This is a genomic window from Streptomyces sp. NPDC001270 (assembly GCF_042896695.1).
Lineage (GTDB): Bacteria > Actinomycetota > Actinomycetes > Streptomycetales > Streptomycetaceae > Streptomyces.
This window is the reverse complement of the sequence record NZ_JBIAXM010000006.1, coordinates 1-24,856: the sequence shown is the minus strand read 5'-3', so window position 1 is coordinate 24,856 and position 24,856 is coordinate 1. Positions and strand designations below refer to the sequence as shown.

Here is a 24,856-nt window from a genome sequence, read left to right as displayed (position 1 = left end):
CATGGCTTTGGTCTCTTTGGTCAGTAGTTGGTATTTTTCCATCCTCTTTCGGACGTCTTCCGGGCAGCTTTCGGGCAGTCCACCCAGTATGTACTGTTGGACATTTCGTCCAAAATTGCGGTAAGTGACTCCATTCGCTACCAGGTCGTAGAGTTGTGATGGAACTGTCCCCTGGTTGCCGGGGTCGGTGTAGTAAAGGTCCAGTGCCTCACCGAACCTTTTCCAACGCTCTGCCTTTGTCTGTGTCTGTGGCTGCATGTTTTCGCCGTTTCTCCGTTTTTTCGTTCGGTCTGGTTTTCAGACCTCTTCGTGAGGCCGTTGTCGGTGCTTTCGTGTCGGTTGTTCCACCGGAGGTACGAACCGTGATCAATTGGGGACGGTGCTCAGGGAGATGCGTTGCATGAACGGAGCGGGGAGTGGCTGGTTCTGGCGCGCCCCGGCTCGTCGAGGATGTCCGAGATCTTGTTGTGAAAACGGCAACTCGCCTTCGCTCCTTTCACGGTCTGTCCGTACAGCCAGGGGCGAAGGCTGCACTCGATGACCAACGCTGTCAAGCGGCTCGTGGACTGCAAGGGGGCGGGCGGGTCCGGCCGTTGGCACGTGTCCGCCGGATGCCGGCCGGCACCGCCCGGAGGACGTACTGAGGTGTAGGCGCACCTGGCCTGGGGGCACCGTGACGGCAGCGATGGGCCTGGCCAAGGAAGTCGATGAGCCTGTCCGCCCCGGGTCGGTGCGGGAGGCCCCGCCGCGCCGTGGACACGAACGTCGTGAGTTCAGGCGTGGCGGGGCCCTCCGGCCGGGCGGCCGGGCGGTCATACGGTGCCGAACTCCCCCTCCTTGACGCCTGCCACGAAGGTGGTGAAGGCGTGGGTGGGGAGGTGGAGGGCCGGGCCGTCCGGGTTCTTGGAGTCGCGGACGGGGACGTGGCCGTGGCCGTGCGGTGTGGCGATGGCGAGGTTGGTGGCGACCTCGATGCAGTCGCCGCCGTTGTCGCTGTAGGAGGACGTGAACCAGCGGGGAAGTTCCGTTGTCACGGGGTGCCCTTTCGTTGCTGGTCGATCACGGGAGGGAGGGGAGGACTCGGTGGTCAGACGGTGCCGACGGTGCCGAGGTCTCCGGCCTTGACGCCTGTCACGAAGGTGGTGAAGGCGTGGGTGGGGAGGTGGAGGGCCGGGCCGTCCGGGTTCTTGGAGTCGCGGACGGGGACGAGGCCGTGGGGCGCGGCGAGGTTGGTGGCGACCTCGATGCAGTTGCCGCCGTTGTCGCTGTAGGAGGACGTGAACCAGCGGGGGGATTCGGTCGTCACAGGATGCCCTTTCGTAACTGATTGATCATGGACACGGATGCCGTTTGCGACAGCGCTTCGGCCTGTAGTTGATGGTAGGCCGTCAAGATGGGCACCACAGAGGCGATTTCGCGATCAAGATGCCCTTGGGTCTGGGACTCCGCGTAGCACATCACGGACCGGTCCGACAGCGTCAGCAGGTTGACCGGCAGGTTGAGATAGCGACGCTCTCCTATGTCGAACGGCGCGACCTGGAGCACGGTGTTGGGCTTGGCGGCGAACTCGATCAGTCGCTCAAGCTGAGCGTTCATGATTCCCGGACTGCCGATGGGGCGGCGGATGCAGCTTTCGTCCATCACCAGGAACAGCATGGGCGGACGCTCCCGCTCCAGGAGCGCCTGCCGTTCCGCGAGGAACGAAACGCGCTCGGCGGCCTGCTCGGGAGTGATCGCCCCGCGTTGCAGGGCGGCGTCGGCCAGCGCCCGTGCGTACTGCGGTGTCTGCAACAGACCAGGGATGATCCCGATCTCGTACAACCGGATCTCCACAGCCCGGCCCTCGTACCCGACGTACTCCGTGAAGCCCTCCAGGAGGTTGCCGTGGCGCAAGTCACGCCACTCGCGTTCGAGTGAGTTGGTGCTCCCGGCCGTCCCGAAGACGACGTCGGCTTTGCGCGAAAAGGGAAGGGTCGGCGGTTTGCGAGCAGTTTCCACGGCCGAAATATGCTGGCTGGAATATTCCAGACGTTCGGCCAGCTCCTCCTGATTCCACCCACGCTTCTCTCGCAAGCTGCGCAGACGTGCCCCGTAGGCCGCCTGCGGGCTCCTCTCGGGGTTCAACTCCTTGCGGTTGACCATGTCACCACCAAGACCTTCCTTCAATCTCGATTACTTGAAGGGTTTCCAACTGTGGGTCACGCTGAATCCACCCGGTAGCGGAGTCGCTACAGAGAGGAGTCGTCGTGCCCGTCAAGAACGATCCCACCAAGTGGCAGCAGCCTCCGCAGGTACCGCCCACCGGCACGCTATTGGTGGACCCTGACGAACAAGTCGGCGAATTTAGAGGGGAGTTGGGTGGACTCTGGTATCTGCGCGCCGTAACAGGCGGGCGGGAGTGGACCGTTGCCCCGGCCGACGCGCACCCGGCCAGCCCCGCGCAGCGACTGCGCGCCGAGACCGCCCGCGCGAACGCCCGCAGCCGGGGTGAGGTGCTGTGACCGCACCCGCGGGCGAGGTGACGGGCGGGCCCGGCGCGAGCGGCAGGTCACGGTCCGCGCCCGCGGGCTACCGGGCGGAGGTGCGGGCCGTGGGGCCGGTGTTCGGCACCGCCGGGACCGTGCAGTACGTCCTGGGCGCCTACCGGACCGCCTCCCCGGTGCTGGCGCTGCGCTGGCTGTGCGGCGAGGCGCTGCGGATCGCGGACCGGCTGGACCCGGACCCTGACCCGGACCCGGCCCGGTCGGCTTGGGTGCGGCCGGCGATGCGCACGGTGCCCGTACCCGTGCCCGACTGTCCCACCGAGCTGCGCGCGTGGGTCACCGACCCCGACGAGCAGTGCGCCGCCCGCGAGCGCATCAGGGGCGGGCGCCCGCTGGTGGTCCGGGTACCCGACGCGGGCGGCACGTTCATCCTCTCCGTACGGCCCGCCGACCCGCCGAGACCCTCTGGAGGCAGGCCCATGGGCCGCACGACCCCCGCCGAGAAGGCCGCAGCGCGCGAGTTCGCTCGGGCGGACAAGGAGACGGTCATCGAGCGGTACCTTTCCCGGGAACCGCTGGCCCGGATCGCCGACGCGTACGGCGTCACCCCCCACTGGCTCGCCCTCCGCCTCGACGAATGGGGCGTCCCGCGCCGCCAGCGCTACGAGGCCCACCTGCACCGCCGCCCCGCCAGGCGCCTCTTCCGCGGGCGCATGCCCCGCCGGACGAGAGCCGAAGTACGCGCCGCACAGGCTGAGTTCACCGACCACCGCACCGACGTGATCACCCGCTACCAGGACGGCGAGTCCATCACCTCCCTCGCCCGGTCCTTCCAGGTCAGCCACACCTGGGTCGCGGAACGCCTGAACGACTGGGGCGTACCCCGCCGATGACCCACAGCACCGCCACGACCATCCGCGAGGCCATCACCCGCGCCTTCTCCAGGGCGGTCTCCGTCCTCGTCCCCCGCTGCTCCCGCCGCCACCGCCGTCCCCGCCGCACGCGTCGGCCGGGCCGCCACAGCGCCCGCTACCTGTCCGCCGTACCGCCCCCCACCCCTCCGCCCGTATCCGAGACCACCCCGCCCGTGCCCGAGACCCCCCCGCGACCCGCCGGCCGGAGTCCGAGGGCCTACGCCTGGTCCACCCCGATCCCCGACCACGTCCGCGCCCGGCATGCCCCGTTGAGGGGTGAGGAGGTACGCCTCGTCCGGCCCTACGTCCTCGCCGCACCGACGGCCCCACCCCCGGCCGTCACCTGGGAACGACGGCGCGCGGCAGCCCTCGCCGCGCTGGGCGTGGACTACCCGTACACCTACGACGGTGCCCCGTTCCCCCTCTCCGCCTTCACCACCACATTCACCACCACATCCCCCGCCACGGAGGCGACCGCATGACCCGCCGGGCACCCGAAGACAAAGCCCGTACCCCGGCCGGGACTCCGGCCCAACCCCCGGCCCGGACCCGGGTCTGCGCGCGCTGCCTGCGCGAGACCGCCGAAGCGGTACTCGTCGAGTGGATCGACACCGGAAGCGGACCCGGACTCGAAGTGTGGACCTGCCCGGAACACGTGCGGGGCTACACCCCGGGACTTCCCCGGCGGGAGGGCTGACCTGACGACGGACGGATGGACGTATGACGGGACGGGCGACGGGATGGACGAGGGGACGGGCGACGGGACGGACGAGGGTCGGTCAGTCGGCGCTGCCGTGCTTCTGTTCGGAAGCCGTTAATAAAAACCCCTTCCGTGTATGGAAGCCGCAAGTGCATGAGCCGTGAGCGTGGGCTCCCACGTCTTCTGAGGTGGCGTGATGCACCGGAATTGAGGATCAGGTAGGGGAGGACGGTCGTGGCGGGTTCACATGTGGTCCGTTATCTCGCATCGCCTTGGAAATCCAGCATCGAGCTGACTCGGAAGACCATTGCGGAGCTACCCTGGAAAACCATCGCGGAGATCGTGGGGAAATCCGGTCTTGAGGGGGCTCCGCATGCGATACAGGCGGCCGGTATTTTTGCGCAGAGTCCCATGGTGTACGCCATCGGAGTCGGCGTGAACGGGGACGTGGGAGCCAAGGCCGTCCTGGAAGAGGTCGTACGGTGGGCGCAGGACGAGGAGAACTCGAACCTTAATTACTACAAAGTTGGCGCCGGGATTGCCAATATGGCGGGGCTCGGCGTGTACGCAGCGTCCAACGTGGGGGCGGTCGGTCCGGCCGTGGCGGGGGCCGGTGCACAAATTGCGGGCGGAGCCTATCTGGTCATAGAGGGATCCTCCGGGGATCCGGAACGGGCCAGGGTTTCCATCGCCAGGCGGGCGATGGACGCCGGGCGCGAGGGATACTCCTACATGCTTCAGGGTTATGGCACCGGCATACAGAGCAAGCCATGGTATGCGGCGGGGCTTGCGATCAACGGGCTCGTCGGGGCGCAAGCATTTTTCGACGAACTCCGGGTATGCGTGCGGGCATACAAAAATCCGGACGAGAACCTACCGAAACCGAACTACGGCAAGATGTTCGGCGGAATCCTCAACATGGCAGGAGCGGTCGGCTATGCCGTAGGGAGTTCCGGTGTGCTCGATGGCGTACTCACTCACAAGTCCATCGATATCGTTCGTGCGGCATCCGCGACAGTGGAAGCGATCTCGTACGGCGTGATCATCGGATCCGAGGTGACGGAGCGCGTCGCGGCGGAGCGTCATGCGGAAGTGCCGCTGCTGCCCATGCGGAATGGTGCAGTACGTGACTCCGCGGTCTTGCCGGGTTCAGGGGAGTCCGCGGGAATTCCAGCCGATCGCCACGCACCCGGAACCGGGCGCCGGCCAGTCTCCGGCCATGTCTCCGGCGATGTCTCCAGCGATGTCTCCGGCTATGGCGAATTGCTTGCCATCGATGCTGGGCCGAGCCTCTCGAACAGTATCGACGCCGCGCTCCACAGCCCGGCCCGATTTTCTCCCGGAACAGGACAGATGTCTCCCGGAACAGGACAGACGCAGTCCGGTCGGGGATCCGACCGCGGCCCTGTCCCACCGGTGGACGCCGCCACGGTGATGGCTCTCACCCCCACCTGGCAGCAGCCCCGGACTACCCCGCCCCCGGCGGGTCCGGCGGGTCCGGCGGGGGGAGTGGCAGCCGCTTCCCGGGCTGCGAGGGTGGCACCCAAGCGGTGACCCCTCGGTCTCTCGCCTCTCTGGAACCGCGGCGGGCGGGTCCGCATGACACGACGGGCGGTGGCCCACCCGAGACGAGTGAACCACCGCCCGCCAGACAGGACTTGGGGCGCCGATAAGAGAACGTGCCTAAGAAGCGGCCTACCTCGTGGGCTTCTTGCCGGTCACGCCCAGATGGATCAGCAACGCCAGGTTCGGCTTCAACTCGGCCTGCTTGACGCCCCAGGACTGGAAGCCCTTCTGGTGCGAGGCCACCGCGGCGAGCATCGCGACCAGCGAGCCCGCGACCGCCGCGGGGTTGACGTCCTTGTCGACCCGGCCCTTCGCCTTGAGTTCGGCGATGGACTCGGAGAGGGAGTTGTTCACCGAGTTGAGGATCTTCATGCGGATCTTGTAGAACCGTTTGTCCCCTTCGGCCGCGCCGAGGTCCACGACCCGCAGGATCGCGTCGTTCTTGCGCCAGAAGTCCAGGAACCCGTCCACGAGTTCCTGCGCGGTCTGCCAACCGGCCTTGCCGGCCCAGGACCGCCCCGCCAGCAGCTCGGTCAACCCCGCGCCCTCGGCGGCCATTTGATCGGCGATCTCCAGGACGGCACCTTCGACGTCCGGGAAGTACTGGTAGAAGGTCGCGGGCGAAGTGCCCGCCTTCCGGGCGACATCGATGACCTTGACGTCCCGGTACGGGGAGGAGCTGAGCATCTCGCTGAGGCAGTCGAGCAGCTTCTGCCGGGTCGCCTGCCCACGCCGGCCGGCCACGCGGCCGTCGACGGTACGCACTTGTCCTGTCATGCCGTCAGCTTACCGAGGGGTGATCGGAGCGCGATTCGGCCGACTGCAAATGGGGTGCATACGAGTACGGAGAGTGGTGTGCCTGGTCTGCGGGGTGCGCGGGACGCGGTTACTTTGACGGCATGGCCGAAAACAGGGCATCGGTGTACGCAGAGGGCGTCCCGTGCTGGGTGGACGCACAGCTTCCCGACCTGGCGGCGGGCAGGCGGTTCTACGGTGAGCTGTTCGGATGGACCTTCGACGAGGTCACACCCGCGTCCGAGTCGACGGTGTGGGGGTGCAAGGACGGCTCGCCGGTCGCCGGGCTCACGTACAAGGCGGACGGCCGGATGCCCACCGTGTGGACCCTGTACTTCGCGACGCCCGACGCACAGCGGCTCTGCGGACGGATCATCGCGGTCGGCGGGCAGGTCGTGACGCCCCCGGAGCCGGTCGGTGACCTCGGCACGGCCGCCCTCGCCGCCGACCCGGACGGCGCCGTCTTCGGCCTGTGGCAGACCCGCCGCCACCGCGGATTCGGGCGTCGGCACGAGACCGGCACGTTCGTCTGGGCCGAGCTGTACACCCGGGACACCGAGGCCGCGAACGCCTTCTACGGCGGTCTCTTCCACGACGCCCTCTTCGGCACCGACGCCGAGCCGGACTTCGGCCGCGCCCCCGTCTCCGACGTCTTCCCCGCCGAGATGCCGCCCCACTTCCTCGTCCACTTCCGGGTGGCCGACTGCGCGGCGGCCCTCGGCGCGGTGCAACGGCTGGGCGGCCGGGTGCAGGCGCCGGTCTTCGAGGCGTCGTACGGTCGGGTGGCCGTCGTCACGGACAACCAAGGGGCGTCCTTCGCGCTGCTGGAGCGCTGACATCCCGGCCCTGCCGGAGCGCTGACATCCTGCCGGAGCCCTGACATATCGAAGGAATGTCTCACTTGTTACGAGACACCCCGGATGTCGCCGGGTTCGCAACCTGTGCCCGCGCCAGGAAGAATCGGGGTGCGTGCCGCCACAGCGGTGCGGTGGTGAGACGCTGCACGGGGTCGCGTACACACACGGAGGCGGCGCGGCCCGTACGGGGAGGTGGCAGGCAAGTGGTGGATCAGCTGACACAGCACGACCCACGGCGGATCGGGCCGTTCGAAGTGCTGGGGCGGCTGGGTGCCGGCGGCATGGGGCTGGTCTATCTCGCCCGCTCGGCGTCCGGGCGCCGGGTGGCGATCAAGACGGTCCGAACAGAGCTGGCCGAGGACCAGCTCTTCCGGGTCCGGTTCACGCGCGAGGTGGAGGCGGCCCGCGCGGTGTCCGGCTTCTACACCGCCGCGGTCGTCGACGCCGACCCGCGGGCCGCGGTGCCCTGGCTGGCCACGGCGTACGTGCCCGCGCCCTCCCTGGAAGAAATAGTGAACGACTGCGGGCCGCTGCCGGCCCAGGCCGTCCGCTGGCTCGCCGCGGGCGTCGCCGAGGCGCTCCAGTCCATCCACGGGGCGGGTCTCGTCCACCGCGACCTCAAACCGTCCAACGTGCTCGTCGTCGAGGACGGCCCCCGCGTCATCGACTTCGGCATCGCCTCCGGCGTGTCGAACACCCGTCTGACCATGACGAACGTCGCGGTCGGCACGCCCGCCTACATGTCCCCCGAGCAGGCCAAGGACTCGCGCAGCGTCACGGGCGCCAGCGACGTCTTCTCCCTCGGGTCGATGCTCGTCTTCGCCGCCACCGGGCATCCGCCCTTCCACGGCGCCAACCCGGTCGAGACCGTCTTCATGCTGCTGCGCGAGGGCCCCGACCTGAAGGGCCTGCCGGACGAGCTGCGCCCGCTGATCGAGTCCTGCATGCAGATGGAGGCCACCGGCCGGCCCAACCCGGCCGACCTCCAGGCCCAGCTCGCCCCGCACCTGTTCGGCTCGGGCTCCGACGACAGCGGGACCGCGTCCGCGTGGCTGCCCGAGAAGGCCGTGGCCCTCATCGAGTCCCGGCGCGGCGGGCGGCCCGCGGTCAAGCCCGCGCCCGCCGGTCCGCGCAGCGGAGGCCGGCCCGCGGCGCCCGCGATGCCGCCCCCGCCCCCGCCCTCGTACGACCCGGTCGTCCCGTCGGCCCCCGGCCCCACCGGCGTCCCCGGCCCCGCGCCCGCCCCCGACGCCGGTCCGGTCCGGCTGGCCGGCGGCCAGGTGCCCATCGGCCCCGGCCCCCGGGTCGTCGACGCCCGCGCCGCCGCGGTCAAGGCACCCCCGCCGGAGGCCGGCCTGACCGCCCACTGGTCCCGCCCCCGCACCGGCGTCACGGGCGCCGACCCCGCCGTACCGGCGGCTCCGGCCGCACCGCCGGAGACCGCGGCGGGCTGGCGGCCCTGGCGCTTCCGCATGTCCAACGACGTCTGGGGCACCCCGTCCGTGGCCGGCGACCTCGTCTACGTCACCTCCTTCGAGGTGCACGCGCTCGACGTGGCCACCGGCCGCCGCCGTTTCAAGACCCGGGACGTGGCCTGGGCGATGGCGGTCGCCGACGGCCGTATCCACGCCTCCGACGGTCCCACGCTGTTTGCCCTGGACGCCCGCGAGGGCGCCGACCTGTGGCGGCTGTCCACGGACGCCTGGGTGTACTCGCTGAAGGTCGACCGGGGCACGGTCGTCACCGGCACCCGCGGCGGCGGCGTCCAGGCGTGGGAGGCGACCGACGGCCGGAAGCTGTGGGAGACCAGCGGCTGCCAGACCGACTTCGAGTCCCCCGAGGCGGAGGCCGGACCCGTCGTCCACGACGGCACCGTCTTCATCTGGCAGGACGCCCGGCTGCGTGCCCTCCAGGCGCGTACCGGCGAGGAGCGCTGGTCGTACCCGATCGGTGACGCCGCCTCCTGCGGCGGGGTCCCGGTACGGCTGACACACGCCCCCGACGGCTGTGTGTACGTCTCCGCGGGCTCCCGCGTCCTCGCGGTCGACGTGGCGAGCGGCATGGTCCGCTGGCACTTCGAGGCCCCGGCGGTCTTCCTCTGCCCGCCGGCCTTCGTGCCCGGCCCCGCCGTCACCGGCGGCGGCATCTACCTGGCCGACTACCTGGGCACGGTCTACGCCCTCGACGCCGCCGACGGCCGCGACCGCTGGCGCATCGCCACCGAGGCCCGGTCGTCCATCGAGCCGGTGCTGGTCGCCGGGGGCCACGTGCACGTCGGCAGCGGCAAGGGGCTGTACACGCTGGACGCGGTCACCGGCACGCCCAAGTGGCGTTTCCAGGCGGGCGGCGACATCGTCGGCTCCCCGACGGTCGCCGAGGGCCGGATCCACTTCGGCTCCACCGACCATCTGCTGTACACGCTCAAGGCCGACGACGGCCGACTGCGCTGGAAGCTGGCCACCGGGGGTGAGATCACCGGCTCCCCGGTGGTGACGGACGGGGTGGTCTACGCGTGCAGCAAGGACCGGTGCGTGTACGCGTTGGACGCGGAGAAGGGGACGGGGACGGCTCGGACGTCGTGACGGTTCGCTCCGCTGGGTTGGGCGGATTGGGTTGTTTTTTGGGTGCGGGTGGGGTGGGGGGTTTTGCGTAGTTCCCCGCGCCCCTGGGTGGGGTTGTGTGTCGGGTGCGGGATGGTGGGGGGTTTGCGCAGTTCCCCGCGCCCCTTTGTCGGGTTGTTTGTCGGGTGCGGGTGGGGTGGGGGTTTTCGCGCAGTTCCCCGCGCCCCTGGGAGGGGTGGGGTTGTTTTTTGGGTGGCGGGTGGTGGGGGGTTTCGCGCAGTTCCCCGCGCCCCTTATGGGGGTGGGGTTGAGCGTGCGGTTTCTGGTGTGGCTTTGGGGTCAGATGGGAGTTGGGCGTTTGTTGTGAGGCGGTTGGCCAGTGCGGTTACCAGGGGGCGTAGTTCCTCGGGGCGTTCGATCACGAACGGGCGGTCGAGTGCGGCGAGTACCGCGGGGAGCCAGTCGAGCCGTTCCACCCGTAGCTCTACGCGCAGCCAGCGTGCGTCCGCCCGGTCCTCGTCCGCCTCCCGGTTCTCGGGCGCCTCCCGGTTCTCGGGCGTCGCGGGTGGGTGTTCCGTCAGGGTGGCTACCGTGGCGGGCAGGTGGGCCCGGATCTGGGCCGTCGTCGCGTGGATGCGCAGGGTCACCTCGTGCCGGTACGCGGCGGTGGCGAACCCGGACAGGACGCGCTGTGCCGGTGAGGGGCCCGCGGGCTCCTCGAACGAGCCGGGCAGGGTCCGCGCGTCCGCGATGCGGTCGAGCCGGAAGGTCCGCTCCTCGCCGATCCCGGCGTCCGCGCCCGTGACGTACCAGTGGCCCGCGTGGGCGACGATCCCGTACGCGTGCAGCGTGCGCTCGCTGCGCCGGCCGTCGCGGTCGGCGTACCTGATCGAGACCGGCCGGCGGTGGCGCACCGCGTCGGCGACGGTGAGCAGAACCCCGGCGTCCGGCGCGGCGAACGGGCCGGGCCGGTCCGTGAAGGCCAGGGATTCCAGCAGGGTGTCGAGCCGGCGGGCGACGTGCTTCGGCAGCACCCGCCGGATCTTCGCCGCCGCGGTCTCGCTCGCCGTGTCCTGCGCGGTCATCAGTCCCGCCCGGCGGCCCGCGAGCAGGCCGAGCAGGACGGCCACCGCCTCCTCGTCGCTGAACATGAGCGGGGGCAGCCGGTAGCCGGGGCCGAGCCGGTACCCGCCGTACCGGCCGCGCACCGACTCCACGGGCACGTCGAGGTCGATCAGCTGGTCCACGTACCGCCGCACGGTGCGTCCCTCGACGCCGAGCCGGTCGGCGAGTTCCGCCACGGTCCGGGTGCCGCCCGACTGGAGCAGTTCCAGGAGGGTCAGTACGCGGCCTGCGGGACGGGACATGTCTTCACCCTAGCGCGCATACTGGACCGAAACTGTCCGCTATTTCTCCTAGCCTGCGAGGCGACCGATCGGCCGATCGGCCGATCGGTTCCCTCAGTCAAGGAGATCAGCGCCATGAGCACCATGGACTTCGTCTCGATCCGCATCATCACCGGCGACGTCGCCCGCCTCGTCGAGTTCTACGAGCTGGCCACGGGGGTGCGGGCGGCCTGGTCCACCGAGGACTTCGCCGAACTCAGGACCCCGCACGCCACCCTCGCCATCGCCGGCACCCGCACCGTCCCGCTGTTCGCCCCGGGTTCCGCCCGCCCGGCGGAGAACCACAGCGTGATCACCGAATTCCTCGTGGACGACGTGGACCGGGTCCACCGGCAGCTGGCCGAATTCGTCGACGACTTCGTCACCGAGCCGACCACGATGCCCTGGGGCAACCGGTCGCTGCTGCTGCGCGACCCCGACGGCAACCTCGTCAACTTCTTCACCCCCGTCACCCCGGCGGCCGTCGAGAAGTTCGCACGGTGATCCGGGAGGGGTCGGAAACAAGGGGTCGGGCTGGTCTTTTCCTGGGTCTCCCTTTGCCCGCCGCCCAGGCTGGGCACAGCGAGCGCTGATGTGATTCCTGCCGCTGCCCCCTGCTGCCCCCTGCTGCCCCCTGCTGCCCCCTGCTGCCCCCTGCTGCTCCTGCTGCCCCCTGACTCCTGCGGAAGTTGCCCCGTCATGAAGCGTGTCCGAGTCCTCCCTGCCGCCGCCCTGCTGGCCGTCGCACCTCTGCTGCTCGCGGCCTGCGGGTCGGGGAGTTCCTCGGGGAGTTCCTCGGGGAGTTCGACGTCCGGTGGTGGTGGCGGTGGCGGGGGACAGTCGCAGTCGGCCTGCCGGCGGCCGAGCGGCTTCCCCTCCGGCAGGCCGAGCGGGTTCCCGTCCGGGCGCCCGAGCGGGTTCCCGTCCGGCAGGCCGAGCGGTTTTCCCTCGGGCATGCCCTCCGGCGGCTTCGGCGGGCACGGCGGCGGCTGCGCCGGCCAGGGGCAGCAGGGATGACGGCCGGAAGGGGGTGACGGCCGGGCGTCCTCAGCGGGTGCGGAAGCCGTCCGGGCGGCGGTCGGCGAACAGTTCCGCCTGGCGGTCGGCGGGCAGGTTGCCGAGCGTCACCAGGTGCGGGGCCTGGGCGAACCCCTGGGCCAGGGCCGCCTCCCTGGTCGCCCACAGGGCGCGTACCGTCCCCTGCACGGCCTCCGCCGGATGGCCGGCCATGACGGCGGCGCACTCCCGCGCGGCGGCCGTCGCCCCGCCGGGCCCGGTCACCTCGGAGACCAGGCCGATCTCGTACGCCCGCCGGGCCGAGAGCCGCTCGGCGGTCCCCATCAGCATCATCCGGGCGGCCTCCCCGTACGGCATCCGCTGGGCCATCAGCACCGACTCGTAGGCGCAGACCATGCCGTAGGAGGTGTGCGGGTCGAAGAAGACGGCGGTGGTGTCCGCGACGATGAAGTCCGCCTCGCCGAGCAGGTAGAAGGCGCCGCCGCAGGCCAGGCCCGCCACGGCGGCGACGACGGGCTTCCACAGGTCGTTCGCCTTCGGCCCGATCGTCAGCAGCGGATCGTCCTGCATGTACGGCGAGGAGGGCTGCGGCACGACGACGTCCCGGTCGATGCCGGTGCTGAAGGCCCGTTCGCCGGCCCCGGTGAGGACGACGGCCCGCACCGTGTCGTCGAACCGCAGCGCCCGCCAGGCGGCGGCGAGTTCGTCCGCCATGGCGAGGTCGATGGCGTTGAGCCGGTCCGGCCGGTCGAGGGTGACGACGGCGACGCCGGTGTCCGCGTCGGTGGTGACCCGGACCGCGGTCACGGGCGCTCCAGGGTCCACTGGGGCAGGCAGGTGCCGTCGCCCTGGGTGCTGAAGACGACCTGCACCCGGGCCCCGATCCGGATCCGGTCCGGCGGTACGGAGTCGATCGGCGCCCCCGGCCCGGTGACCAGGTTGCCGACGAGCCGGATCCGGGGCGCGTCGTCGAGTTCGACGACGATCACGTTGTACGGCGCCAGGGCGGCGTAGTCGGGCAGCAGCGGCGGATGGGGCAGGACGTACGACCAGATCCGGCCGCGGCCCGAGGTCGCCCGCCACTCGTGGGCGAAGGACTGGCAGTGCGGGCAGCAGGGACGGGGCGGGAAGCGGGGTTCGTCGCAGCCGGCGCAGGTCTGGACGCGGAGTTCGCCCTGGGCGGCGTACTCCCAGAAGGGTGCGCCGTCGGCGTCGATGACGGGGGAAAGCACGTCGGTCTCAACTCCTGTTCGTCAGAAGGAGGGCGGAGGTCGGCACGCCCTCACCCGCCGTGACCAGGCAGGTGGCGGCGTCCGGTACCTGGGCGGTGCTGGTGCCGCGCAGTTGCTTCACGCCCTCGGTGATCAGGTTGAAGCCGTGGACGTACGCCTCCGAAAGGCCGCCGCCGCCGGTGTTGAGGGGCAGCCGTCCGCCGGTCTCCAGCGCGCCGCCCTCGGTGAACGCGCCGCCCTCACCCCGCCCGCAGAAGCCGTACCCCTCCAGGGAGAGCGGGACGAGCGCGGTGAACGCGTCGTAGATCTGGGCGACGTCGACGTCGTCGGGGGTGAGGTCGGCGTGCTTCCACAGGTGCCGGGCGGCGGTCCAGGCCGGGCCGGTCAGCGGGTCGTCGTTCCAGTAGTTGACCATGCCGTGGTGCTGGGCGGGCAGGCCCTGGGCGGCGGAATGGACGTAGACGGGGGTGCGCGGGCAGTCCCGGGCGCGTTCCCGGGAGACCACGACGCAGGCCAGCGCGCCGTCGGTCTCCAGGCAGTTGTCGAAGAGGCAGAGCGGTTCGCTGATCCAGCGGGAGGTCATGTACATCTCGCGGGTCAGCGGCCGTTCGTACATCACCGCGGCCGGGTTCTGGTTGGCGCGGTTGCGGCAGGCCAGGGCGACGTTGAAGAGGTGGTCGCGGGTCGCGCCGTACTCGTGCAGGTAGCGGCGGGTGAGCATGGCGATCTCGTCGGCGGGGCGCAGCAGCCCGTAGGGGCGGGTCCACTGGGCGGGCGTGGGGAGCTGGACCGTGGTGTTGGTCCAGGGCCGGGGGCCGCTGCCGCGCTTGCGGGAGCGCCAGGCGACCCCGACGGTGGCCTGCCCGGCGGCGATGGCGGCGGCGAGCTGGGCGACGGTGGCGCAGGAACCGCCGCCGCCGTAGCCGACCTTGCTGAAGAAGGTGAGGTCGCCGAAGCCGACCGCCTTGGCGAGTTCGACCTCGTCGGTCTCCTCCATGGTGTAGGAGGCGAGCGCGTCGACCTCGCCGGGAGCGATCCCGGCGTCGTCGAGGGCGGCGAGGACGGCCCGGCAGGCGAGGGCCTTCTCGTCCTCGGGCAGGTGCTTGGCGAACGGTGTCTGCCCGATGCCGACGATCGCGGTGGCGTCCTTCAGGCCGTTTCCTGTCATTGGTGCACGCACCTCCGCACGCTGGTCGCCCGGCGGCGGCCCGGAGTGCCGGACCGCCGTCGCGCTGCCGCTCTGCTGACAGTCCGTCAGGCTACAGCTAATCTGACGGACAGTCAGCTATGCGTCGGGAGGCCCGTGGAGGCGGTCGTGCGCGGTGACATGGAGTGGAGCAGCATCCCGGACCTGGTGCGCGCGGCGGCGCGGCGGTACGCGGACACCGAGGCGGTGGTCGACGGCCGCACCCGCGTCTCGTACGCGGAACTCGGCGCCCGCGTCGATCGCGCGGCGGCGGCCTGTGTGGCCCGCGGCATCGGGCTCGGCGACCGGGTGGCGCTCTGGGCGCCCAACTCCCTCGACTGGATCGTCGCCGCGCTCGGCGCGGTGTCCGCCGGAGCGGTCCTCGTCCCGCTCAACACGCGCTTCAAAGGGGCGGAGGCGGCGGACGTACTACGGAGAAGCGGGGCCCGGCTGCTGTTCGTGACCGGTACGTTCCTCGGCACCTCCTACGTGGCCTCGCTGCGCCGGGCGGCGGCCGAGGGCACCGGGACCGCGGGCCCGCTGCCCGGCCTGCCCGCGCTGGAGGAGGTCGTGGTCCTCGCCGACGACGCCCCCGCCGACTTCCGGACCTGGAAGGACTTCCTGGCGGGCGGGGAGGGTGTGGGCCGGGCCGCACTGCACGCCCGCGCCGCGCACCTGGACGGCAGCAGCCTCTCCGACATCATCTTCACCTCGGGCACCACCGGCCACCCCAAGGGCGCGATGATCACCCACGCCCAGTCGCTGCGGACCTACGAGATCTGGGCCGACCTCGCGGGCCTGCGCACCGGCGACCGCTACCTCATCGTGAACCCCTTCTTCCACACCTTCGGCTACAAGGCGGGCGTGATCGCCTGCCTGACCCGGGGCGCGACGATGATCCCGCAGCCCGTGTTCAACGTGGACACGGCGCTGGCGAACATCGCCGCGGAACGGATCACCGTCCTGCCCGGCCCGCCCACCCTGCTCCAGTCCCTGCTCGACCACCCGGCCCGCGACACCCACGACCTGTCGGCGCTGCGCCTGGTGGTGACCGGCGCGGCGGTCGTGCCGCTGCGGCTGGTGGAACGGCTGCGGGGCGAACTCGGCGTGGCGACGGTCCTGACGGCGTACGGGCTGTCGGAGGCGAGCGGCATGGTGACGATGTGCCGCCGCGGCGACGAACCGGCGGTGATCGCCTCGACGTCGGGCCGGGCGATCCCCGGTACCCGGGTCCGGGTCGCCGGCCCGGCGGGCACGCCGGTACCCGCGGGCACCCCCGGCGAGGTGCTGGTCGACGGCTTCACCGTGATGCGCGGCTACTACCAGGACCCGGCGGCCACGGCCGAGGCGCTGACGCCGGACGGCTGGCTGCGCACCGGGGACGTGGGCGTCCTCGACGCCGCCGGCAACCTCCGGATCACCGACCGGATCAAGGACATGTTCATAGTCGGCGGCTTCAACGCGTACCCGGCGGAGATCGAACAACTCCTCGGCCTGCACCCGGACGTGGCCGACGCGGCGGTCATCGGCGTCCCCGACGCGCGGCTCGGCGAGGTCGGCAGGGCGTTCGTGGTACGCCGCGCGGGCGCCCGGCTCACCGCCGACGACCTGATCGCCTGGTCCCGCCGCGAGATGGCCAACTACAAGGTGCCGAGGTCGGTGGAGTTCGTGACGGAACTGCCGCGGAACGCGAGCGGGAAGGTGGTGAAGGGGGAGTTGCGCCGGGGGCGGTGACGCGGCCCGGCGTGGACCGGCGCGACGGCGCCACGGCGAGCCGGTCGCCGTCGTCGCCGCCGACCACCCGGAGACCGCCCGCCGCTCCCGGACACACTTCGGCCGCGGCGGCTCCCCTCCGCGCCGCCGCGGCCGATCCCCGTGTGGAGAAGGTCTACTTGCCGTCCAGGCCCAGGGCGGGCGGGGCGGGCATGTGGTTGTCCATGGACGTGATGACGTCCTTGGCCGGTTCGGCCGGCATGTGGTTGTCGAGCGTGGTGACGGTCGCGTCCGACTTGGGCTCGCTCGGCATGTGGTTGTCGAGCGTGGTGACGGTCGCGTCGGACTTCGGCTCGCTCGGCATGTGGTTGTCCGCTGGAGCGGCGTCCGCGTTCTTCTTCGTGTCGCTCATGCGCTTGAGTCCTCTGCTGTGGTCAGGAGTGAACAACGCCCGCCCGGAAGCTCCCCCGAGGGCTGCCGGACGGGCGTTCGAAGCCGCACGATAACCGCTCTGGCTCCGGACCGGACCGTCTGCCCCCCGACGCGACGGTCTGACAGGTACGAGGGTGCCGGGTCGGGATAAACGAATGCTGAACGACCGGCACGGTCTGCGGGGAAGGGTTCCCTGGCCAGGGGGGTGCGGTCGGACAACTAGTAGTGCTTGGTCAGGTGGGCTGTGGTGTTGCGTGTCTTTCGGGTTCTGTGTGGCGTTGAGGAGTTGTGACTCCTGACGAGATAGCTGTGGTGCGTGGTGAGTTGGAGGCGTTCGCGGCGGAGGTGTTCGAGCCGTTCGCGCGTAACGAAACGAGTGCGGCCTGGACCACTACCAGGTCAGGCTCTACCGCGCGTGGTACCGGCACATCACCCTGGCCACGGCAGCTCTCGCCTATCTGACAGCCGTCCGTGCCGAAGAAGCCGTAAAAGGGGCAGCGTAGACGACGAGCAAGAGCTGATACCCCTGAGCGTCCCGGAGATCCGCCGCCTGATAGGCCACCTGGTCAAGCCCTGCCACCACAACAACGAGCACCATCTGCGCTGGTCACACTTCCGACGCCGCAGCCAGGCCCGAGCCCGCCGATCCCACTACAAACGCCGAGGCCACAACCCTCAAATGCGGTTGCCGTACTAACCCTGGCGTGTGACGTCCGGTGCAAGCTACGACGACGGAGCAGCAGCCGGGAGGACGGGACGTTGTTCCTCGTTCACTGCCGATCGGACTGTACCGGCTCCTGAGCGGCCCGCAGCCCAGCCGCGTTCCTGCCCTGCGTTGTCGTCAAGCCTTCGGGCTGCGTCTGGATGTCACCGAGGGAGCTGTGCTGAAAGCCCCTCACGTCACAGTGACGTAAGAGCTTTTCCAGGTCTCCCACCGGATGGGCAGGGGTACCGTTCCTAGTGGACGCTAGAAACGGAGTCGAGTATGCCCCAGTGGAGCGACTACAGCACGGGCGAACGAATCAAGATCCTCCGAGGCCGCGACATCCGGCAGTCCGATCTTGCCGAGATGACAGGGCTGTCGGTGGTGACCATCCAGAAAGCAGAACAGGACAAGGCGCTGTCTCTGCCCACTCTCCTCGCTATCGCCGACGCCCTCAGCGTGGATACCTCGGTCATCCTCGGCCAGCAAGCACCGCGCCGGGCGCTTGCTCAAGGGGACCGTTCGGTGATCCGTGAGCTGTCGCGGGTGGTTCACGACACTGCCGCCGGCATACTCCCCGACGCGGGCGAAGCAGCCACGTTCGAAGAACTGCAAGAGACAACTGACCGGTGCTGGGAGCTGTACTGGAAGGGGCAGTACGTACAGGCTGGCGCCCTCGCCGCGCCGTTCCTCACCGCGGCAGCCGTTCGCCTGCACGAACAAACCGCCGACGAACAGGCCCAGGGGTGGGGGGTGCTGTCTGACGCCTACCGCGTTGCCGCGTACGTGGCGAATTTGATGGGTGCCCGCGACTTGGCGTACGCGGCAATCGGGCACGCCCAGCAGGCGGCTGAGCGGGCTGCGGACGACATGCGGGTGGCCCTGGTCGGATCGGGCCGGGCGTGGGTGTATCTGAGGGACGCGCGATTGCCGGAGGCCCTGGCGCTGGCGGAGAAGTCGGCGGTGGACATCGAGCCACGTTTCTCCCAGGCGACATCGGAGGAGCTGACCGCATACGGGTCGCACGTGAATTTCGCTGCGGTCGTGGCGAGCCGAATGGGGGACAAGGAACGGGCCGGAGACTTCCTGTCGCAGTCGCATGCCACCGGCGCACGCATGGGCCGTGAAGTACGTGCGCATGGCACCCTGTTCGGACCGGTCAGCGCGACGACTCAGGCCGTGGGCGTCAACGTAGCGTTGGGACAGACTGGCAAGGCGCTCGCCCTCATCGGATCCATTCAAGACGTGTCTACGCTGACCGAGGCAGCCCGTAACCGCTACGCCATGGACAAGGCGATGGCGCAGGCCGACGCGAAGATGTGGGATGCCTCACTGGACACGCTTGAGACGACGCTGCGCGAGAACCCGGACTGGGCCCGTCATCAGACCTTGCCCGGCGTGATCGTCCAGAAGATCGGCAAAGCGTCGACGGCCCGCCTTCGGCGTGTGTCGGAGTTGATCGGCGTATCACCAACCGGGGCACAGGAGTTCTTGCCAGCCACGAGGCGGACAGCACTATGACCGTTCAAATTGGTATGTGACAGACGACCTGGAGCAGTGCGTTGAGTGAAGTCGTCCGTGGCAGACGACTTACCTCCAGATTGACCCCAACGCTCCTCTTGCGCGGACGACTTGGAGTCTGACGGGCTTTCAAAGTCGTCCGCCCCCTTTCTGTACCGGCACGCTGTGTAGCGGCACTGTTACGGCTATGACCAGGACCCCCGAAGATTCCTTCAGGCGTCGCACCATCGCCGACTTAGCCGCGGGCTTCACACGGAGAGCGACGGTCGCGCTCTACGCGCGCCTCGGGCCCAGCGAGGACCCGGAGAGCGTCATCGCCCGGCTCCGTCGCTACGCTCACGTAAGGGACTGGGCGGTCGCGGGTGTAGTCATCGACCGCACGGCAGCCGACGTCCCGCTCAGCGACCGCCCCAACTGGCCTCAGGCCCAACAGCTCATCACCAGCGGACAGGCCCAGGGGCTCGTGACCACGTCGCGCCTCGACTGCATCAGTACGCCCAGCGGTTTGAGCCTGGACGACTGGTTGAGCGAGCACCGCGCGTTCCTCGCTGAGGAGACAGGCCCTGACGAAGGACGCGTTCGGTGACCGCCACCGGCACGTCGCTCAGCGTGCAGACGCCGTTCGGCACTCCTCAGGAACGCCGCGCCGCTGCGGAAGCTTGGCTGCACCGGTCGGCGACTACGGTGATTGACGATGACTGGGCTCACGATGTGGTACTGCTGACTGCCGGGATTGCCTGGGATGCCGTGCGGTTGCCGTACACCGTGCTGGACCCTGATGCTGATGTCGGCACGCCTCCCGACGCGATGCGCGTGACGCTCAAGCGGTTACGGCTGGCTGGTCCGGTGTTCTGCGATCCTTACCGAGACTGCCTGTACGTGATGGTGCCGCCAGGAACCGACCGGGGATGGCCCTCCCGCCTCGTTGATGCCGGGGTGGAATGCCTCGGCAGGAACGGTCGGCTGGGCCACTACGTCGGGGTCCCCGTGCTCGACCGTACTGAGCCGCCGGGTCCGTACTGGCTGGCAGCTCCGGACGTCGTCGCCTTCAGGTACGTCGATCCGCACCGCCTGCGCCAGGTGCTGGACGACCGGTCCGCCCGGGATCAGTCGTGACTGCCGCGGCCATCGTCCCCCGGTGGACGCGGCCCGTCCCGGCGTGGACGCCGCCCCTGGACGCGGAGTCCCTGGCCGGCGTCTTGGAGAAAGTGCGGCAGTGGGCGCCGTTCGATGGCGGAGCGGTCCTCGATGACGTCGGCGCGGTCCTGGTCGATGTCGTACCGGGTAAGGAAGACATCGAAGAACTCACCCGGCGGCTTCGCGGCCACCTGTTGCGGCTCGTGGACATCGCCGTCGCCACCGAGGCCGGTCACAAGGACCAGACGGCTGACTGCCTGATTGGGCGGGCCCGTGTCCTGTGCGCCGAGGGAATGGCCGACGACCGCTGGACCGCGGTGGGGCACGTGCGTCGGATGGCGCGGTGCGTCAACGGGCTGCTGGAGCTCCTTGTCGTCGTCGGCTGTCTGAAAGAGGCGGCGTGATGTGGCCCATGAGGTGCCGCGCAGCCACGCGTGTCCCGCGCGACGAGCTCGAACGCCAGTTGGAACGGATCCCCGGTGCTGATGGGGAGTGGTCGATGTACTTGCTCTCGCCCGCCGGCTGCGAGCTGGAAGCGCACATCTCCGGGGACCACGCCGACTACATCGACGAGATCGACGACGCGACCAGCCTGTGGATTCGCTGGCGCGACGACGGACCGTGCGAGTTCGTCGAGCTGAAGAACTGTCAGGACTGCGAACCGACGCGGCCGGACGGCAAGGAGAGCGAGCCCTGCACCCTGTTCCTCGGCCACGACTGCCTGCACTCCTGGCAGTTCGACGAGGAGTAGCCCAGACCCCGCCCGGTTCCTGGACCTTTCAGCACATCGGCAACAGAGCGGTGAAAACCGCACAAGAATCGCACCCCGGTCGGTATCACATAGATACCTGTGCCGGTGGCCCTGAAGACCTCGGCCGGACCACCGACACAGGAAGACGCGAAGGAGTTTCGCAGTGTTCAGGGTTATCCAAGACATCGTCGGTATTTTGCTGGTGGTGGCGATTGGTGGATTTTTCTGCTTCTGCCTTGGCGCTACGTGGATGAGTCAAACATAAGACACCTACTCCACCGGATGACCATTCTGGTTCCTCGCCCAAGGAAACCTCCTGGTGGAGTAGGGCAAATTCCCTCCCCTGTGTAGAGCGCACTGGCCCTGCGCTACTCCCGTCACACGGGGAGGGAAACAGACTTTGTATCGGCGCCAACTACCCCCTATAGCTCAATCAGGCACAGCCCGAGCAGCTTCACAACTTAAGACCGAACCCCTTGTAGCTCACTGGTAGAGCAGTGCTTTCTCGCGATCATCCGAACGGCCGCGTCGGCACAGGCACCCGGTTCAATTCCGGGCAAGGGGACCCAGAAATAATTACCCAGCTTCGTCTAGGGCAGAGGTTGCATGTTAAACGCCGACACCGTCACCGTCGCCGTATGGAACATCGAGGCAGATGGTGGCCGACATCAAGAAAACAGGGAGCGGGCTCTTGATATCCTCGCTCCCTATGAGCCGGACATTTTCTTGCAGCAGGAAGCCAAGCACAGCCGCGAACGCGGCCAGCGCCTTAAGAACTCCACTGCGAGACGCCTGAAGCTGCACGGCTTTCTGTCCGAGCCGAATCCGGATCTTGATGCCGACATTGCCACTGCCGTGTATGTACGCCGCGACCTGTTCGAGATAGCAGAGGAACGGCCTGTCAGAAACCCTTGGTATCTGCACCCATGCCACGTGAAGGTCTTTTTGAGGGGCTGTCCGGTGCCTCTCAATCTCGTCTCCTTCCATCTTTGCTTCGACGACGCGGACCAGCGACTCAGAGAAGCACAGTGGCTCACAAGGCTGGCAGCACCGGGCATGGTCACCATCGCCGCCGGCGATACCAACAGCTACCCGAGGCAATCCGAGTGGATCAGCCTGCCGGACTGGCCGAAGCTCAGCGACCGGGCACACATGGTGCATCGCACCTTCCTGGAGTACGGACAGCGGCACTCCGACACCCGCCCCGACGGCACCCTTATCGACGCCGGGTATGTCGATCTCGCTCGCCATGCCGCCGACCACATCCCGGGAATCGATGCGCAGTTAGCACTAGCCGCCACCGCCGGACATGAGAAGCCTGAGCAGGGTGGGCCGCAGCGTATTGACCGGCCATACGGGGCGGGTGGTATAGCCAGCGCGGTTAAAGATATCGAGGTAATCGATACCACCGAAACCCGTAAAGTAGGCGATCACTCCCTGTTGATCCTCCGATTCTACCAGGAACGACTGAATCAGGTATTGACTTCGGAGTCTCTACTGGGGACAGCCTAACGTCGAAGAGCCGCTGAGACTCCGTCCCTGCCGGACGTCACCGAGAATCCATCCCCCATGGCGATTCGGAATCCTGGCAGGGGTGGGCACGCCCCCGATTGGCTGTTTACGTGACGGTAGACAGCCGACCGGGTCCAGCACCACAGCAACAAGAAAAGGAAGAGGAAATAAAATGAAGAATCTGATCATGAAATTGGCTCAGTTGTCGTGCACCAATTGCTCGTGGTGCGGCAGCAGCTCATGCCAGGTGACGGACCCCCAGGGGAAAACGTGGCCCTGCATCCAGTGCAACAGCTGACCCAGTCGATTCCGACCGGCACCGCATAGACCCCTGCCCGGTGGCCCGGTGACATCCGTCCCAGGCCCTTGGGCAGGCACAACCCCCGGCGCGGGGACGAGCATCCGATTCGCGTTCCCCCACGAAGAGATATCGCCCCGCGCCGGGACCTGCAAGGTCTGGACCGTCAGGAGCCATTACGTCACCCAAGGAGCGAACTCGTGGACGCCTTACTTCCCGCCTTCGTGGACCGGCTACTCGGTCAAGGGCCTGATCCGTGCGAGATCCCCGTCTCCGCCACCGCTGGCTGGCTGGGGCCCCTCGCCACGCGGGTGCTGAGCGTTGTGGAGACGATCACGGACCAGCGTGTACAGGCATTCCTTGCCCACGGCTACGTCTACCTGCCTCTTCCCGCGCCCGACGGCCGCGGCGTCTACCTTCGCGTGGCCTCCCATTCCGCCATGGAACCGTGGCCGGTACTGACCACCTCCGTTGTCCTGACCATCGCGGGCACTGTGGCGGTGGAGATGTATCAGGAGGTCGATGATTCGTTGGCCGGCCGCCCCCAGTACGCGCGCAGCTTCGGCCCCGAGCAGGTCTTCGCAGTGCACCCGGACACGCTTTGCGCGACACAGAGCAGTCCCGACGGTGTGCAGGTCCTCGCCACCGTGCTGCCCACTCCGCGGTCTGGGGAACCGCTGACCGAAGACGAGTACGCGGCCGCCGTGTATCGGGTCTATCGGACGCTTGAAGGGCTCAGGCATGGCACTGCGGCAGGTGACCGCTCATGAAGGCCGCGTCCGCATGGCTGGCGGGCGTGCCGTCCCTGGACATCCCGGACCTGCGCGAAGTACAGCGCATCAGCCGCGCCTTGCTCAACCGGCTCGCGACCGACCAAGGTCTGCTCACCCGGCTCGTCGGCGAAGTCCGGCACGACCCCGAGCGGCTGGCCGAGAGCCGCGTCACGCTCCTGCTCAACCGGCTCTCGCTGTACCAAGCGCCTGACCGTGGCTTCGAGATCCGCCTGAACATGAACCCCCGGCCGGACAATCAGCGTGTCCCTCACGATCACTGCTACGCGTTCGCCACCCGCATTCTCACCGGCGGCTACGTCCACGTCGTACGCCGCCGCACCAACGGACGGGACGGCCCGTTCACCGGTTCCGACCTCACACCCGGCATCGTGACGATCGAGCGGCCCGGCAGCGCGTACACGCTGGATCACACGATGGTGCACCAGGCAGTGATGGAACCGGACACCGTCACCCTGTTCGTGCGCGGCCCGCGCCGCAAGAAGCTCTCCCATGCGGCAGAAGAACTGATGCCGCCCATGGAGACCTGGCCTGCCCCCGCCGAGCCAGGTGACCAGGCCGTCGAGTCCCGGCCGGCCACGGTCGACGAGTACATGATGATGCGCGACTACCTCATTCGACGCCGCCTCATCAACTGATGCCCTCGATCTCCGTGGCTGCTACACACCGGGCCCTCGTGACGCGAGAGGCTACGGCGAGCCCAAGAGCACAACGTGAGGAGCAACCCATGACCGGCGTTCTGACGACCGATCACCCTGCCTGGCACGCCCACGAGGAGGGCTCTCGCGCACGTGCGGTAACTACGTCCTCCGGCCTCTGGATCCTCGTCCACGACCGCGATGGCCTGCACGTGGAATGTGTGTCCGGCACCGAGGACGTCAAGCCCGCATTCGTCCCCACAGACCCCGCTTGTCTGCCCGCCGCGGCCCCCGCCGAGCTGCGCGCCGGACTGTCCGAACTGGGGGTCACCCAGCGGCTGGCGAACCCGTGGCTGTGGGACGCGATCAGCACAGCGATCCTGCGGCAGGTCGTACGCGCCGACCAGGCTCGCAGGCTCTACCGCCTCTGGTGCCGAACGGTCGGAACGACCGTTCCGGGCCCGTTCGGTGAGCTGGCCGTCGCGCCCACACCCGCGGGCGTCCTGGCCCTGGATGACCAGCAGTTCGCCAGCATGGGAGCGAAATTCCACCGCACTGCCCTGCAAGCAGCCGCCGCCGACTACCAGCAGCACCACACTGAATGGGAACGCCTGGACGCCGCCGATCTGGTCACTGCGCTCCAGGGCATTCCCCGCATCGGACC

General features: G+C 69.0%; 27 protein-coding genes and 1 tRNA gene. 19 read left to right on the top strand and 9 right to left on the bottom strand.

Features of this window, described 5'->3' with window-relative positions; all coding sequences use genetic code 11:
- Positions 1-812 precede the first annotated feature (812 nt).
- From ACFY2B_RS11865 to ACFY2B_RS11855, 3 genes are read right to left on the bottom strand one after another with little or no spacing between them, the layout of a single operon-like run.
- Positions 813-1,034 (bottom strand): DUF397 domain-containing protein, encoded by a 222-nt coding sequence (locus ACFY2B_RS11865; RefSeq protein WP_390762998.1) that lies wholly within the window; start codon positions 1,032-1,034, stop codon positions 813-815.
- 53 nt (positions 1,035-1,087) lie between these two features.
- Entirely contained in the window at positions 1,088-1,306 is a 219-nt protein-coding gene (locus ACFY2B_RS11860; RefSeq protein ID WP_390762997.1) for a DUF397 domain-containing protein, read from the bottom strand.
- The gene (locus ACFY2B_RS11855) at positions 1,303-2,142 is read right to left on the bottom strand and encodes a Scr1 family TA system antitoxin-like transcriptional regulator (protein ID WP_390762996.1); all 840 of its coding nucleotides are present in this window, start codon (positions 2,140-2,142) and stop codon (positions 1,303-1,305) included. Before ACFY2B_RS11855 ends, ACFY2B_RS11860 begins: the two co-directional genes overlap by 4 nt.
- A gap of 104 nt (positions 2,143-2,246) precedes the next feature.
- Between ACFY2B_RS11855 and ACFY2B_RS11850 the strand changes: the two genes are divergently transcribed.
- The 5 genes from ACFY2B_RS11850 to ACFY2B_RS11830 all read left to right on the top strand — a co-directional run bounded on the left by ACFY2B_RS11850 (position 2,247) and on the right by ACFY2B_RS11830 (position 5,651).
- Positions 2,247-2,501 carry a hypothetical protein gene (locus ACFY2B_RS11850; protein ID WP_376533743.1) on the top strand — a complete coding sequence of 85 codons (255 nt, stop codon included), beginning with the start codon at positions 2,247-2,249 and terminating at the stop codon, positions 2,499-2,501.
- Entirely contained in the window at positions 2,498-3,376 is an 879-nt protein-coding gene (locus tag ACFY2B_RS11845; RefSeq protein WP_390762995.1) for a hypothetical protein, read from the top strand. Before ACFY2B_RS11850 ends, ACFY2B_RS11845 begins: the two co-directional genes overlap by 4 nt.
- Positions 3,373-3,879 (top strand): hypothetical protein, encoded by a 507-nt coding sequence (locus ACFY2B_RS11840; protein ID WP_390762994.1) that lies wholly within the window; start codon positions 3,373-3,375, stop codon positions 3,877-3,879. The genes ACFY2B_RS11845 and ACFY2B_RS11840 overlap by 4 nt, the downstream gene beginning before the upstream one ends.
- Positions 3,876-4,094 carry a hypothetical protein gene (locus tag ACFY2B_RS11835; protein ID WP_390762993.1) on the top strand — a complete coding sequence of 73 codons (219 nt, stop codon included), beginning with the start codon at positions 3,876-3,878 and terminating at the stop codon, positions 4,092-4,094. The genes ACFY2B_RS11840 and ACFY2B_RS11835 overlap by 4 nt, the downstream gene beginning before the upstream one ends.
- Before the next feature lie 237 nt (positions 4,095-4,331).
- Positions 4,332-5,651, top strand: coding sequence for a hypothetical protein (locus ACFY2B_RS11830; RefSeq protein WP_390762992.1), 1,320 nt, complete (start codon positions 4,332-4,334; stop codon positions 5,649-5,651).
- Between the two features lie 141 nt (positions 5,652-5,792).
- On the opposite strand, the gene ACFY2B_RS11825 is transcribed toward ACFY2B_RS11830, so the two are convergent.
- Positions 5,793-6,428, bottom strand: a complete 636-nt coding sequence (locus ACFY2B_RS11825) for a TetR family transcriptional regulator (RefSeq protein WP_376533871.1) — start codon at positions 6,426-6,428, stop codon at positions 5,793-5,795.
- Positions 6,429-6,562: 134 nt separating this feature from the next.
- Here ACFY2B_RS11825 and ACFY2B_RS11820 point away from each other — a divergent pair, with 134 nt between their 5' ends.
- Together ACFY2B_RS11820 and ACFY2B_RS11815 are read left to right on the top strand one after the other, a co-directional pair.
- A complete protein-coding gene (locus ACFY2B_RS11820; protein WP_390762991.1) occupies positions 6,563-7,294 on the top strand; it encodes a VOC family protein in 732 nt (243 codons plus the stop codon).
- Between the two features lie 224 nt (positions 7,295-7,518).
- Positions 7,519-9,897 (top strand): PQQ-binding-like beta-propeller repeat protein, encoded by a 2,379-nt coding sequence (locus ACFY2B_RS11815; RefSeq protein WP_390762990.1) that lies wholly within the window; start codon positions 7,519-7,521, stop codon positions 9,895-9,897.
- Between the two features lie 272 nt (positions 9,898-10,169).
- On the opposite strand, the gene ACFY2B_RS11810 is transcribed toward ACFY2B_RS11815, so the two are convergent.
- Positions 10,170-11,243, bottom strand: coding sequence for a helix-turn-helix transcriptional regulator (locus tag ACFY2B_RS11810; protein WP_390762989.1), 1,074 nt, complete (start codon positions 11,241-11,243; stop codon positions 10,170-10,172).
- Positions 11,244-11,366: 123 nt separating this feature from the next.
- Here ACFY2B_RS11810 and ACFY2B_RS11805 point away from each other — a divergent pair, with 123 nt between their 5' ends.
- Complete coding sequence (locus ACFY2B_RS11805; RefSeq protein ID WP_390763278.1) at positions 11,367-11,765, top strand: VOC family protein; 399 nt, start codon at positions 11,367-11,369, stop codon at positions 11,763-11,765.
- A gap of 543 nt (positions 11,766-12,308) precedes the next feature.
- Here ACFY2B_RS11805 and ACFY2B_RS11800 read toward each other — a convergent pair.
- The 3 genes from ACFY2B_RS11800 to ACFY2B_RS11790 are packed head-to-tail and all read right to left on the bottom strand — an operon-like array spanning position 12,309 to position 14,678.
- Positions 12,309-13,085, bottom strand: a complete 777-nt coding sequence (locus ACFY2B_RS11800) for an enoyl-CoA hydratase/isomerase family protein (RefSeq protein ID WP_390762988.1) — start codon at positions 13,083-13,085, stop codon at positions 12,309-12,311.
- Positions 13,082-13,510, bottom strand: a complete 429-nt coding sequence (locus ACFY2B_RS11795) for a Zn-ribbon domain-containing OB-fold protein (protein WP_390762987.1) — start codon at positions 13,508-13,510, stop codon at positions 13,082-13,084. Before ACFY2B_RS11795 ends, ACFY2B_RS11800 begins: the two co-directional genes overlap by 4 nt.
- Positions 13,511-13,517: 7 nt before the next feature.
- Positions 13,518-14,678 (bottom strand): lipid-transfer protein, encoded by a 1,161-nt coding sequence (locus ACFY2B_RS11790; protein WP_390762986.1) that lies wholly within the window; start codon positions 14,676-14,678, stop codon positions 13,518-13,520.
- A gap of 147 nt (positions 14,679-14,825) precedes the next feature.
- Between ACFY2B_RS11790 and ACFY2B_RS11785 the strand changes: the two genes are divergently transcribed.
- The gene (locus ACFY2B_RS11785) at positions 14,826-16,430 is read left to right on the top strand and encodes a FadD3 family acyl-CoA ligase (protein WP_390762985.1); all 1,605 of its coding nucleotides are present in this window, start codon (positions 14,826-14,828) and stop codon (positions 16,428-16,430) included.
- Between the two features lie 154 nt (positions 16,431-16,584).
- Here ACFY2B_RS11785 and ACFY2B_RS11780 read toward each other — a convergent pair whose 3' ends face one another.
- Positions 16,585-16,821 (bottom strand): hypothetical protein, encoded by a 237-nt coding sequence (locus ACFY2B_RS11780; RefSeq protein WP_390762984.1) that lies wholly within the window; start codon positions 16,819-16,821, stop codon positions 16,585-16,587.
- Positions 16,822-17,826: 1,005 nt separating this feature from the next.
- Here ACFY2B_RS11780 and ACFY2B_RS11775 point away from each other — a divergent pair.
- From ACFY2B_RS11775 to ACFY2B_RS11730, 10 genes are all read left to right on the top strand, one after another.
- Positions 17,827-19,065, top strand: a complete 1,239-nt coding sequence (locus ACFY2B_RS11775) for a helix-turn-helix domain-containing protein (RefSeq protein WP_390762983.1) — start codon at positions 17,827-17,829, stop codon at positions 19,063-19,065.
- A gap of 187 nt (positions 19,066-19,252) precedes the next feature.
- A complete protein-coding gene (locus tag ACFY2B_RS11770) occupies positions 19,253-19,651 on the top strand; it encodes a hypothetical protein (protein WP_390762982.1) in 399 nt (132 codons plus the stop codon).
- Positions 19,648-20,181 carry a hypothetical protein gene (locus ACFY2B_RS11765; protein ID WP_390762981.1) on the top strand — a complete coding sequence of 178 codons (534 nt, stop codon included), beginning with the start codon at positions 19,648-19,650 and terminating at the stop codon, positions 20,179-20,181. Before ACFY2B_RS11770 ends, ACFY2B_RS11765 begins: the two co-directional genes overlap by 4 nt.
- Positions 20,178-20,606: a DUF6415 family natural product biosynthesis protein gene (locus ACFY2B_RS11760; RefSeq protein WP_390762980.1), complete on the top strand. Its 429-nt coding sequence runs from the start codon at positions 20,178-20,180 to the stop codon at positions 20,604-20,606. The genes ACFY2B_RS11765 and ACFY2B_RS11760 overlap by 4 nt, the downstream gene beginning before the upstream one ends.
- 95 nt (positions 20,607-20,701) lie before the next feature.
- On the top strand, positions 20,702-20,953 hold the full coding sequence (locus ACFY2B_RS11755; RefSeq protein WP_390762979.1) for a hypothetical protein: 252 nt from the start codon (positions 20,702-20,704) through the stop codon (positions 20,951-20,953).
- A gap of 472 nt (positions 20,954-21,425) precedes the next feature.
- Positions 21,426-21,518, top strand: a tRNA-OTHER gene (locus ACFY2B_RS11750).
- 41 nt (positions 21,519-21,559) lie between these two features.
- Positions 21,560-22,465, top strand: coding sequence for an endonuclease/exonuclease/phosphatase family protein (locus ACFY2B_RS11745; protein WP_390762978.1), 906 nt, complete (start codon positions 21,560-21,562; stop codon positions 22,463-22,465).
- A 498-nt stretch (positions 22,466-22,963) separates the two neighbouring features.
- Positions 22,964-23,533 carry a hypothetical protein gene (locus tag ACFY2B_RS11740; protein WP_390762977.1) on the top strand — a complete coding sequence of 190 codons (570 nt, stop codon included), beginning with the start codon at positions 22,964-22,966 and terminating at the stop codon, positions 23,531-23,533.
- Complete coding sequence (locus ACFY2B_RS11735; protein ID WP_390762976.1) at positions 23,530-24,192, top strand: hypothetical protein; 663 nt, start codon at positions 23,530-23,532, stop codon at positions 24,190-24,192. The genes ACFY2B_RS11740 and ACFY2B_RS11735 overlap by 4 nt, the downstream gene beginning before the upstream one ends.
- Before the next feature lie 89 nt (positions 24,193-24,281).
- The coding region (locus ACFY2B_RS11730; RefSeq protein ID WP_390762975.1) for a hypothetical protein at positions 24,282-24,856 on the top strand (575 nt) is incomplete at its 3' end.